The sequence below is a fragment of the Riemerella columbina DSM 16469 genome, from assembly GCF_000374405.1.
GTDB classification, from domain to species: domain Bacteria; phylum Bacteroidota; class Bacteroidia; order Flavobacteriales; family Weeksellaceae; genus Riemerella; species Riemerella columbina.
Genome location: NZ_KB894282.1, coordinates 86,302 through 99,022, shown reverse-complemented (window position 1 = coordinate 99,022; position 12,721 = coordinate 86,302). Strand labels below are relative to the sequence as shown.

General features: G+C 34.6%; 9 protein-coding genes. 5 read left to right on the top strand and 4 right to left on the bottom strand.

Annotated elements, in window-relative coordinates; genetic code table 11:
- The first annotated feature begins 317 nt into the window (after positions 1–317).
- From prfB to clpP, 5 genes are all read left to right on the top strand, one after another.
- The gene (gene prfB, locus C237_RS0112095; RefSeq protein WP_018676723.1) at positions 318–1,430 is read left to right on the top strand and encodes a peptide chain release factor 2; all 1,113 of its coding nucleotides are present in this window, start codon (positions 318–320) and stop codon (positions 1,428–1,430) included.
- A gap of 74 nt (positions 1,431–1,504) precedes the next feature.
- A complete protein-coding gene (locus C237_RS0112090; RefSeq protein WP_018676722.1) occupies positions 1,505–2,179 on the top strand; it encodes a DedA family protein in 675 nt (224 codons plus the stop codon).
- Positions 2,180–2,264: 85 nt separating this feature from the next.
- A complete protein-coding gene (locus C237_RS14680) occupies positions 2,265–2,495 on the top strand; it encodes a hypothetical protein (protein ID WP_156809760.1) in 231 nt (76 codons plus the stop codon).
- A gap of 16 nt (positions 2,496–2,511) precedes the next feature.
- Positions 2,512–4,440 (top strand): DNA primase, encoded by a 1,929-nt coding sequence (gene dnaG / locus C237_RS0112085; RefSeq protein WP_018676721.1) that lies wholly within the window; start codon positions 2,512–2,514, stop codon positions 4,438–4,440.
- A 64-nt stretch (positions 4,441–4,504) separates the two neighbouring features.
- Positions 4,505–5,182 carry an ATP-dependent Clp endopeptidase proteolytic subunit ClpP gene (gene clpP / locus C237_RS0112080; protein WP_018676720.1) on the top strand — a complete coding sequence of 226 codons (678 nt, stop codon included), beginning with the start codon at positions 4,505–4,507 and terminating at the stop codon, positions 5,180–5,182.
- Between the two features lie 88 nt (positions 5,183–5,270).
- Here clpP and C237_RS0112075 read toward each other — a convergent pair whose 3' ends face one another.
- From C237_RS0112075 to C237_RS0112060, 4 genes are read right to left on the bottom strand one after another with little or no spacing between them, the layout of a single operon-like run.
- Positions 5,271–5,612, bottom strand: coding sequence for a phage holin family protein (locus tag C237_RS0112075; protein ID WP_018676719.1), 342 nt, complete (start codon positions 5,610–5,612; stop codon positions 5,271–5,273).
- Between the two features lie 18 nt (positions 5,613–5,630).
- Complete coding sequence (locus C237_RS0112070) at positions 5,631–6,944, bottom strand: RagB/SusD family nutrient uptake outer membrane protein (RefSeq protein WP_018676718.1); 1,314 nt, start codon at positions 6,942–6,944, stop codon at positions 5,631–5,633.
- Positions 6,945–6,964: 20 nt separating this feature from the next.
- Positions 6,965–10,042 carry a SusC/RagA family TonB-linked outer membrane protein gene (locus tag C237_RS0112065; RefSeq protein WP_026315683.1) on the bottom strand — a complete coding sequence of 1,026 codons (3,078 nt, stop codon included), beginning with the start codon at positions 10,040–10,042 and terminating at the stop codon, positions 6,965–6,967.
- Between the two features lie 21 nt (positions 10,043–10,063).
- On the bottom strand, positions 10,064–12,673 hold the full coding sequence (locus tag C237_RS0112060; protein ID WP_018676716.1) for a zinc-dependent metalloprotease: 2,610 nt from the start codon (positions 12,671–12,673) through the stop codon (positions 10,064–10,066).
- Positions 12,674–12,721 lie beyond the last annotated feature (48 nt).

The following is a 12,721-nucleotide window of genomic DNA, read 5'->3' as shown; positions in this document are numbered from 1 at the left end:
GTGTGTGTGTGTGTGTGTGTGTGTGTGTGTGTGTGTGTGTGTGTGTGTTTACACAATTTTCTGAAACCACCAAATTATTTGGGTAGTTTTTTTGAAAAAGTTTTATTTCTGTGAAAATGTGTAACATAATGGGGGCAAAAATATGGATAATTTTTTTATTGTGCAAGAGATAAAAAATAAAAATATAGACGAAAAAGTAATTCTTAAGTCCTTATGTTTTTTGTTTACAGCCCTCGGCACATTACTTATAGCTTAAAGTCTAGGATATAACAATTTTTACACTAAATTTTCCTTATTTTTGTCAAAATTTATTTTGCGTGATTACAATCGACCAATTAAAAGCCTTACAATCCAGAGTGGAGGACTTGCACCAATATCTTCAAATTGAAAAGAAGAAGTTAGAAATCATTAATGATGATGAAAAAACTGCTGCTCCAGACTTTTGGGATAATCCTAAAGAAGCGGAAACTTTTCTGAAGCAACTGCGTTCTAAAAAGAAATGGGTAGAGGATTACGATGCTATTTTTACAGGGTTAGAAGATTTGGAAGTACTAGTAGACTTTGCCAAAGAAGATGCAGAAAGCGAAAAAGAATTGGAAGCAACTTATCCAAAACTTTTAGAAAAAGTAGAAAATCTTGAGTTTAAAAATATGCTATCCAATGAAGGAGATGAACTTTCTGCGGTATTGCAAATTACCGCTGGGGCAGGGGGGACAGAAAGTTGCGATTGGGCGTCTATGTTGATGCGGATGTATCTGATGTGGGCTGAAAAAAATGGCTATAAAGTAAAAGAACTCAACTTTCAGGAAGGGGATGTGGCAGGAATTAAAACCGTGACTTTAGAAATTGATGGGGAATATGCGTTTGGATACCTAAAAGGCGAAAATGGAGTACACCGTTTGGTAAGAATCTCGCCGTTTGATAGTAATGCCAAGCGCCATACCAGCTTTGTGTCGGTGTATGTTTATCCTTTGGTAGACGATTCTATTGAGATTAATATCAACCCTGCCGATATCAGTTTTGAAACAATGAGAGCTTCTGGTGCGGGGGGACAAAATGTAAATAAAGTGGAAACCGCTGTGCGACTTAGACACGAACCAACGGGGATTATTATTGAAAACTCTGAAAGCCGTTCGCAACTTCAAAATAAGGAAAAAGCCTTGCAGCTCCTTAAATCTAGACTCTATGAAATAGAGTTGGAAGAGCGTATGAAAGCCCGAAATGAAATAGAAGCCAACAAAATGAAAATAGAATGGGGCAGCCAAATCCGAAATTATGTGATGCATCCTTATAAGTTAGTAAAAGATGTGCGTTCGGGACACGAAACTTCAGATGTAGATGGGGTGATGAATGGTGATATTACTCCATTCTTAAAAGCATTTCTAATGGCAGATGGAACGGCGATAACGGAAGACAACGGCGAATTATAAAATTTGTTAAAACTGTACACTTTCCTGCTATTAACAGAATTAAATTGACTATTTTTGTGACTTAATAGATTTTTATGGAACATTTTGAAAGTTGGAAAGATTTACTTAACCCTGAATTTTACATTAAACTAGGCGGTTTTTGGCTGGTACTATTTATCATTTTTGCTGAAACAGGTCTATTTGTTGGGTTTTTCCTGCCAGGGGATAGTTTATTGTTTATCTCGGGAATTTATGCTGTCCCTTTAATTAAAGAAACTTTTGGAATTGTAGAAAATGATTTTCTGTGTACTATTATCCTAGCCAGTGCGATTGCTTGTGCAGCCATTTTGGGTAATATGGTAGGCTATTGGTTTGGTAGAAAGAGTGGACCATCACTTTATGACAGACCTGATTCATTTTTATTTAAAAAGAAATATCTATTCAAAGCCCACGATTTTTACGAAGACCATGGGCGTATTGCGATTATCGCCGCGAGATTTTTACCTGTGGTAAGGACTTTTGCACCTATTGTTGCTGGAATTGTTGGGATGGAAAAGGGAAAATTTATGCTATATAACATCATCGGAGCTATTGCTTGGGCGTTTTCGCTAATTTTTGCAGGTCATTATTTGGATAAGTTATTCATCGAACAGTTTGATATTGACCTTAAAAAGCATTTGGAAATTATTATCCTGATTATCGTATTGGTGACAACAGCACCTGTGGTGATTAAAATGTTTTTTGGCAAGGATAAAGATAGAACGGTTTAGTATACAATGTAATAAATACTGTACAGAGGTATAATGTAGTGATGTATAAATCTAATTTAGATGTGTCGATTTTTTTAATTAAAATATGTCAAGATTACAATATATTTTATTAACTACTGTTCCATTGTTGGCAATTATTTTTTCATTTGATAAGTTGCCATCTACCTTAAGCTTAGTTTTATTTTTATCCTATTATCCTTACCATGTGTTGGTCACTTATTATAGAATAAATCGTTACCGTTCGGTATCTTTTTGGAAATTAATGATTCCCTTTAAGCGATTCGAATATTTTAAAGCCCTTTATATCTATCCATAAATAATATTCATAGACTTTGATTACTAAAGAAACCATAGATAAAATTTTTTCTGCCATAAGGGTGGAAGACATTGTTGGTGAGTATGTGCAACTTAAAAGAGCAGGGTCTAATTTCAAAGGGCTAAGTCCATTTGTGGACGAGAAAACGCCAAGTTTTGTAGTTTCGCCTTCTAAACAAATATGGAAAGATTTTTCCTCTGGTAAAGGGGGAACGGCAATTTCTTTTTTAATGGAAATTGAAAATTTTTCCTATCCTGAAGCACTTAGGTATGCTGCAAAAAGATATGGTATTGAAGTAGAGGAAAACAAACGGGAACTTACCGATGAGGAAAAGAATGCTCAAAATGAAAAAGATTTACTCTACAAAATCCATGAAGTAGCCAATCATTATTTTCAAGAGCAACTATGGGACGAAGAAGAGGGGAGAGCTATTGGATTATCTTATTTTAAAGAGCGTGAGCTTCGGGAGGATATCATCAAAAAATTCCAATTGGGCTATTCGCCGATGCAAAAAAATGCGTTTACAGAATACGCTCTGTCCAAAGGTTATAGCAAAGACATTTTAGAAAAATCGGGATTATCTCTATTTACAGAATATGCACCAGAAGGTGTGGATAGATTTCGGGAACGAGTAATGTTTCCTATCCATAGTTTTTCGGGACGCGTGTTAGGTTTTGGGGCAAGGATTTTAAAGTCTAATGTTAAGGCTGCCAAATACCTCAATTCGCCAGAAACCGATGTCTACCATAAATCTAATGTACTATATGGTTTAAACCAGAGTAAGCAAGCTATTTCTAAAAATAATCTTTGCCTTTTAGTAGAGGGCTATATGGATGTAATTGCCCTTCATCAAGCGGGAATTGAAAATGTAGTGGCAAGTTCTGGGACGGCACTCACGATAGAGCAAATAAAACTCATCAAAAGGCTTACAGAAAATGTAACCATATTGTTTGATGGCGATGCCGCAGGGATAAAAGCCAGTTTTAGAAGCATAGATTTATTGCTATCCGAAGGGATGAATATTAGAGTATTGCTATTCCCCGATGGAGACGACCCAGATTCTTTTTCTCGAAAACATCCAAAGGATTTTGTAGAAAATTTCATTGCGGAACACGCTCAGGATTTCATCAACTTTAAGGCTGAAATTTTACTTAAAGATACCGAGCATGACCCTATTAAAAAATCGCAAGCAATTCGAGATATCGTAAAGTCTGTGGCGTTTGTGCCGAATATTTTACAACAAGAGATTTATTTAAAAGAAATTTCTAACCAGTTTAGCCTCTCTGAAAAATCTTTGTTTAATGAATTGGGCATTCAAAACCAAATCAAACAAAAAGAATTTAGAGGTGGTAGCCAGCCCGTCCCTAAACCACAACCCCAAAAGTTGGAAGTGGTGGATGCCCTTAATGAAGACAGAAACCAAACGGCGTTGCTTTATTTAGAGGAGCAGTTGGTAGAGATTATGCTAAAATATGGAACTCAGATTATAGATTTAAAAAGTATTGATAACGAATCTTATCAGACTACGGTTATTGAGGAAATTATCCAGGCTATTCATCAAGACGAATGCGAGATACAATCGCCAACGAACCAAAAAATTATTAAAGAACTAGAAGACGGGATTGCAGAAGGGGAACTTCGCACCGACCAATTTTTTATGACTTTAATGGACGAAACCATAACAGGGAAAATAGCGACGGTTTTAGTAGAACCTTACCAGTTAAGCGATTGGTCAAAACATAATATTTATCTGAAGCCCAAAGAGGAAAGTGTATCCAAATTGGTAAAAGAAACCATACTAAGGTATAAAAGAGAATATGTGATGAGGATGATTAAAGAATTAAAAAATACGGAGGCAGAAGATAAAACAGAAATCTACCAAAAAATAATCAAACTAACCCAACTTAAAAATAAATTAGACCAAGAATTATTTCGGGTAATATGACAGAATGTCTATCTTTACCGCGTAGGAATACTATTTGAGAATAAAATACAAAGATTATAATATTATGGATATTAAAAAAGAATTTAGAGATTTTTCAGTTAAACATTTAGGAAATAATGGTTTAGCAACGGATCAATATATGGGGATGTTTAACCCAACAAATCTTACGCCTTATATCATGGAAGAACGACGCCTTAATGTGGCTCAGATGGATGTATTTTCTCGTTTGATGATGGATAGAATTATCTTTCTAGGTACAGGCATCGACGATCAAGTGGCTAATATTGTGACAGCACAATTGTTATTTTTAGAAAGTTCAGACCCAGCGAAAGATATTCAAATCTATATCAACTCGCCAGGGGGAAGTGTTTATGCTGGATTAGGTATTTACGATACAATGCAGATCATCAAGCCCGATGTAGCCACTATTTGTACAGGTATGGCAGCGTCTATGGGAGCGGTATTACTTGTTTCTGGGGAAAAAGGTAAGCGTTCTGCACTAAAGCATTCTAGAGTAATGATTCACCAGCCAAGCGGTGGCGCTCAAGGGGTAGCCAGCGACATGGAAATTAACTTAAGAGAGATGTTAAAATTGAAAAAAGAACTTTATGATATTATCTCTCACCATTCTGGACAGTCGTATGAGTGGGTAGAAAAATCCTCTGATAGAGACTATTGGATGACTTCTTCCGAAGCCAAAAAATATGGCATGGTAGACGAAGTGCTGGAAAGAAAGTCTTAATAATTTAGATAAAAAAGGGTGTCTCGAATTTCTGGACACCCTTTCTGTCTAAAACTATTGATAATAACTAATATCAATAAAATACTCATTAGTCTTTCAAAATTAAACTATTAAGTGCTGAAGTTACGAAAGACAACAGTATACTAAAGCCTAACGCCCACCAAAAGCCATCAATGGACATTCCTTCTACAAAATAGTCTGCCATTAGTACCACTGCCGCATTGATGACTAAAGCAAATAGTCCTAAAGTCAATATCGTTAATGGTAAACCAATCAATTGTAAAACTGGACGGATTAATAAATTAAATGCCCCCAATACAATAGCAAATACAATGGCGGTACCCAAAGAGTCTATACGCACACCATCTAGCACTTTTTGCAATAGAAACGCAGATACAGCTGTAACTAAAAGTCTGATAATTAAATTCATAAGTATTATTTATAAATATTATAGTTCTGGATTTTTTAATCTTGCATCTTTAGGAAAAGGCGTCGTATATCTTATATCTTTAGCCTTTAATTCATAGGCTTTCCCATCGAATATATGAGTGATTTTTGGTTGTGTTGTTCTACGCAAATCCCCCCATCTAAGCCCTTCAAAAGATAGCTCTCTTGCCCTTTCATCTAATAATTCTTTAATATAAGAATTTCCAGAAAGAGATGAGATTTTAGTTTTAAACTGTGTAAAACCAATCGCATTATATCTGTTTTTAGCAAGACTAAGCAATGTTGCTTTAGAATCGGCTTCTTTTCCTAGTCGTGCTTCTGCTTCCGCTTTCACTAATAAAATATCTGCTACTCTAAAACTACATTTAAAATCATTAGAATTGTATTTTGTAGATTGCCAGTCATTACCAGTTTTCTTAAAGTACTTAGAAAACCTTAAATCATTCACTTGGTCGTATAAAGCAATATGTTCATCGCTAGCTCTTGAAAAACGATTTGTGGAATAATCTAAAGCCAATTCTAAATTCATGATGGATTCTTTAGATTTAAAATCATTAGGTAGTACATTAAACTGATTGAAATCTTCTAAATTATGATTTGAGTTTAATACCAAATTCGCTTCATGTAATGCTTTATTCCACTCTCCTCTATATTGATACAACCTTGCCTTAAATGCATGTAGCGCGGTTGTTGTAAATCTATAGTTATACCCTACTGGAAAACTACTCTCGTTTAACAAGTCTTCCGAAGATTTGATATCCGATAAAATTTGATTATAGGCAGCATCCAAAGTCACGCGAGGAAAACTGCGTTCTAAATTTACCTCAGTAATTAATGGCACCGATAATTCATCGCCATTATTTCCATTATAAGCAGGTGCATAGATATTGATTAATTCAAAGTATGTATAAGCCCTCAAAGCATATGCTTCTCCTAAAATTTGATTAGTCTTTTGGTTTGAACTATTATATTTACCAATATTCTGAATGATATAGTTGGTATTGAAAATCACTTGATAGAATGATGCATAAGGCATCTCAATAGAACCTGGGATAGCATTGGATTCATCCCAAGTAAAAATAGCTTTATAAGATTCTGAAGTATTGCCTGCTTTTACTTCATCCGACTTTAAATTTAGAAGTGCTTTATGCTTAGGAAACAATTGGTAAGCTCTAGTAAGTAATGCTCTAAAATCTTCCTCTGTCTGAGGTAATACCTTTCCGGTAGGCGTTATATCCAAGTATCTTTGGCAAGAGTGGCTGCCTAATGATAATGCCGCAACGAGCAATAATGGTTTTATAATATTTGATTTCATATTTTCTTTAAATTTTAAAATTAAAAACCTACATTTACACCGAAAACAAACGCTTTCTGAATAGGTTGTGCATAAATATTTCCATAAGTTTCTGGATCAAAATATCCATGATAGTCACTACCAAAAACAAATAAGTTTCTACCTTCTACTGATAGTTTCAATGATTTAATACCCGAATATTTAATCAGTTGATTAGGTAGTGTATAGCCTAATCTTATATTATTAATTCGCACGAAACTGATTTCTTTCATCCAAGAGTCAAAATAATTATAAGTATTGTAACTATCTCCGCTCGAGAACCATCCATAGACTTCTGACTGCCCTGGTAAGGTCCCACTACCAATAATTCTAGGCAAGGATGAATTTTTGTTGTTCGGATTCCACGCCTCTAAAACTTGAGAAGAACCATTTAACCCTCTATCGACCGCTGTAAAGTTATATGGTGGTTGCCCCACTACAGTCTGTTTAATATTAAATGATGCTGCAATGTTTAGATCCCAATTACCGATGTTGAATGTATTGGTTAAACCACCAAAGTATTTTGGATCACGGTCGCCTATATAAGAAAATAAATTTCTAAATTCTTCTGTGGAATATTCACTTACTACAAAGCCAATCCCCCAAGGGTCAGAAATTTTGTAAAAATCAACCGCAGAAACTACATTCCCATTTTTATCATAGAACTGAGGTAAACCATTAGCATCTAAGCCCGCTGTTCTCAAACCAAATACGGCATTTACAGGATAGCCTTTTCCGGAAGGTAAAAAGTTAGAGCGCCCATCGTTTACTTCATCAATATTACTTCTGTTAGCGGCAATGTTAAATGTAGTAACCCAATTGAATTTTTCTGTACTGATATTAGTTGTACTTAGAGAAAACTCAAATCCTCTATTCGTTAAACTAGCCCAGTTCACATTTGTTAATGAGAAACCAGTTTCTAAAGGTAAATCTTTGTATCCTAAAATATCCTCACCCTTTCTTTCATAAAAATCTAATGTGAAATTAAGGCGATTATTCCAAAGTCCCAAATCTAAACCTAAATCTTTGGTCGTTGTTTTTTCCCATCTAAGTAATGGATTAGGTGCCCCATCATTAGTTATCGTTGGTTCAGAGGTATTAAGTATGGTGGTATTATTATAGCGTCCTACATAGTAAGGGGTAGTCGTTCTATCAATATTTCCTTGTAATCCATAGGAACCTCTTAATTTTAATCTGCTTATGGTGTTATTATGCTTTAAAAATGATTCATTCTTAACATTCCAAGCGAAAGATGCAGCCCAAATCGGATTCCATCTTTTATTAGTTTCGGCACCAAAGAAGTTGGTTCCATCATACCTTACACTTCCAAATATAGTATAACGATTGTCATAAGTATAGGATAATGTTCCAAAAAATGAAGCATAAGCATTCTCTACTTCAATGTCCTTGTTAGGAATATAGATTGGATTATCTCTATCGCTATTGGGAATATCAAAAGGTACGGATGTTTTATTACGCTTGTTATAGCCGTACATTTGGCTCATAGTATCGGTATAATTAGTTCTTCTAATTTCAGAACCTATTAAAGCAGAGATATCGTGCTTTCCAAATCTAGGGCTATACTCCAAGATATTTTTAAAATTATAATCTAATTCGTTCGCATTATTTTGCTTCATATAACCACCGTCTGGCAAGAATGATTTATTAGTAGAAAACTGTACACTATTAGCCATTCTCTTTCTCATAAAATAAGTTGCTTCATCGGCATAGCGTTCCGTTTTAGTAGTTCCAATAGATATACCAAACTGCGAGCGGTATTCTAAGCCTTTAAAGATTTTAAAATCAAAATCTAATATAGCTCTAAGGTTACGACTCAGCATACTATAATTGGTGTTTTCTCTTTCTTCTATGTAATTATAAGGAATTCTAGTTACTGCACCTGTGGACAAAGATTCTACATAGTTAATATCTTGATCATAAATATAATTTCCTTGGGCATCTCTAGGTGCTAGATAAGGATTAGCCGTTCTAGAATAATAAGTAGGTGTAGTATAACTACCAGAATCTGACAAAAATGAAGTTTGCTTGGTAGAAGTTCCAAATATAGATAATCCTAAGCTAAGTTTTTTACTCAACTTATAATTATTTTTTAAAGTCAGATTAAATCTATCAAAACCCGATCCTATAACAGTAGACTGTTCATTATAATACCCTAATGAGGCATAGTAATTATAATTATCTAGTCCACCAGAAAGGCTCACAGAATGCTGATGGTTAATCGCATTTCGATATAATAAATTTCCCCAATTGGTATTGGTTTTTCTCAGTTGATCAATGGCTTGTTGAGATGCCAAGCTTAATGCGGAAGTCCCACCATTTCTTAGATTATCCCAATCATTATTAGCCGTTAAAATTCTTGAAATCGCACCATTATCTTTTCTATAACCATCTAAATCTGGTCTTGCCGCCATCATTAATTCAAAATTCACTTTCTGATTGGTATCCATTAAGTTTAATTTAGAAAAATCTGGCTTTTGTGTTACAAATGTATTAGAAGAAAAGTTAATGCTCATTCTTCCTTTCTTGCCATTTTTCGTAGTAATTAATATAACACCATTGGCTGCTTGAGCCCCATATATTGCCGTAGCAGAAGCATCTTTGAGTACTGTAATATCCTCAATATCCTCAGGGTTTACTCCTGCTATAGAATAGTTTTTAAGGAGGTTAATATCTTGTCCTATATCATAATTTGGTGCTTGGTTGCCTTCTAAAGGCATTCCATCAATCACCCAAAGTGGGCTATTATTACCTGATAGAGAAGCGGTTCCTCTAATTCTTATCGGTGCAATTTGTCCTGGTGTTCCAGATGACGGTGTTATCATTACCCCTGCTACTTTACCTTGTAACATTTGGTCTACAGAAGCCGTTGCTTTTTGCTCTATTTTCTTCATTTTTACCACATCTACAGATGAGGTCAATTTGCTTTTTTCTATCTTTTGAAACCCCGTCAGCACCACTTCTTCAATAGTTTTTTCGTTGCCTTTTAATGTATCTTTAGACACTTGTTGCTGTGCAAAAAACACTCCAGGTAAAAGACTTAATAGTAGTTTTGTCTTCATATTATTTATTTTAATTTTTCGTTAGTCTGTTTTCAATGCCTTATCAATCCTGATCAACATATCTTGATAATGATTTTTAGTAGCCTCATCACCACTGTTGAGCGATTTAGATATAATTTTTCTTACTTTTACTAATTCTGCTCGTTTTGCTGAACCTACTTCTGATAAGCGTTTCATTCCTTCAAAATAAAGGTCTAACTGATTATCATTAAAATTATGTTCGCTAGTGTTGTGTTCTGCATAATCACAAATCATCGGCATTTTTCCAAATATAGTGCTTTCAGTTTTATCGTATAATTGCTGTGTATCAATTATTAATGCATCAATATAATTTTTCTGTGTCATACGCTCTGCTATATCTAAAGACTGTTTAGCTATAGTTTTCTTAAATATAAAGGTTCTCAGTTCTTGAAATAGTTCTACCACAGTCATCAACTTAGGTGAATCTTTTTCTGATTTCGAAAATTCAAACTCTAGAAGTCTTAATAATTTTTTGTCATTGATTAATCCATAAAGAATTGCCGCTTGTTTTTCTCTAAATACATTGTAAGGCGATTGATCTACTAATCCTTTTGGTGTTGTTTTAGCAGGTCGTATTTTACTTAGTTCTGGATTAATAAACAACCACTTAGGTAAAGTTAATATATTTTTTTTAATGAATTCTAATGCTTCTTTTTGTATTTCATAAGGCACAGGTTGGTAGGTATCCAAACGATCACCTTTTACCGTTGGTGTAAGGTATATCCCTCCAATATTAGCCAAAACATGATTATTATATACATACCATTGATTAATCACCTGGTTGTAGAAGGATTTGGCTTCGTCATAATTATCTCCATTTTTAGTACTCCATTCTATCAAATGGGGTATGGTCTTTTTTAAGTTGATTATACCATATTCTCCAGCCTTCATTGCATTATCTCCTAAATCTTCTGCTTGAGAGCGGGGGTCTATAATTTCAGATTGTTGTTTTCCATAGAAATAGAGTGGGTCACCTTGATGTTTTTCTATCCATTGTCTAGTTTTATATACCTCTTCTTGTGGCGTCTTTGCTCCAGTCCATCGGTATCCCCAATTAATCGCATATTCGTCATAAATGCCAATTTTGGGTGTAATTTGTTTTACACCATCTCCTTCTTGAGCTACATAATTAAACCGAGCATAATCCATAATAGAAGGTGCTGTACCTCCCATTTTTGAAGTAAATTCTGGTGACCTTAACTGCTCTACACTAAAAGCATGTGAAGCACCCATATTATGCTTAAGCCCAAAGGTATGCCCTACTTCATGCGATGACACAAAACGAATCGCATGTGCCATTTTAACATCTGGAAAGATATTTCCTCGCACTTGCGGATCTATAATTCCCGTTTGAACACGCATCCAAGATTGAAGCAGTGTCATTACATTATGCCACCAAATAATATCGGATTCTAAAATTTCTCCTGTTCTAGGATCTACTACCGAAGGCCCCATAGCATTCGCCATAGCTGATGCCGCATAGGTAATAACGGAGTATCTTACATCATCTGCATCAAATTCTTTATCATTTGGATCTGGAAGCCTAGCACTTATAACATTTTTAAACCCAGCCTTCTCAAAAGCCTGATTCCAATCGTAGACGCCATCTATTATTGCTTGCTGCCACTGTTTAGGCGTAGCAGGGTCTATATAATACACAATAGGTTTTTGAGGCTCTACCAACTCTCCTCTTAAATACCGCTCTACATCTTCAGGTTTAGGCTCTAGTCTCCATCGTGTAATCAATTCTTTTTGCTCAACTTTTTGTTGCTGATCATTATAATAGAGCTTAGGTGTTGTAAAATACCCCACTCTATCATCGGAAAATCTCCCCACCATTGGTTCTGGCAGCAGCACAATATTTGTAGTAGTCCCTACGGTTAAATCTGCTTTTTCTGATGAAGTTTTACCCTCCGAAATTTGAGTGGTAAGTATAGATTTTATAATAATATTTTTTGGAAATGCCTTAGTTGTTTCTATGTAAGAATCTTTGGTTTTGATACTACTGCCCATTCCAATATTATCAAATAAATTATTGAAACTTTTTGCATTACCATCAAAAACATTATTCACTTGTATTACAGCAGTAGAATCTGTACCATAAGATTTTATTTCAAAACCTTGAACTATGGACTCCCCATAATTATCTCTTACGGAAGAATAGATGTTGTCTTTAGGATTGACTTCAATTTGAGGATCAAATGTTTTTACCCATACTTTTTTATTTTTAGAATCTTTATAAAATCTAATGATTTTATTCTCATAATTCATTCCTTTATTTATCCCCGCATTATTGATTGGTGAGGGTACAGAAGAAATTTTATTTACAATTAATAAATCTTTGCCTAATATTTCATTTGGAATTTCGAAATATAAAGCATCTTTTACTTCGTGTATCGTAAGTAATCCTTTTTTGGTAATGGCATTTTTAAGTAGTTTATTATAGAGAACAAATTCTTTCTGTTCATGCTTTTTATCAACTATTTGCTTTTCATCCTTTTTGTAAATTACTACGGTATCTTTCTTTTGCTTTTCTCTATTTTGTCCAAAGACAAATCCTACTCCAACAAAAAGGCATAGGATTGCCATTCCAAATTGTTCTTTAATCATTGAAAAAATATTTTTTGATAAAAAAGCATCTCTATACCAGAGATGCCA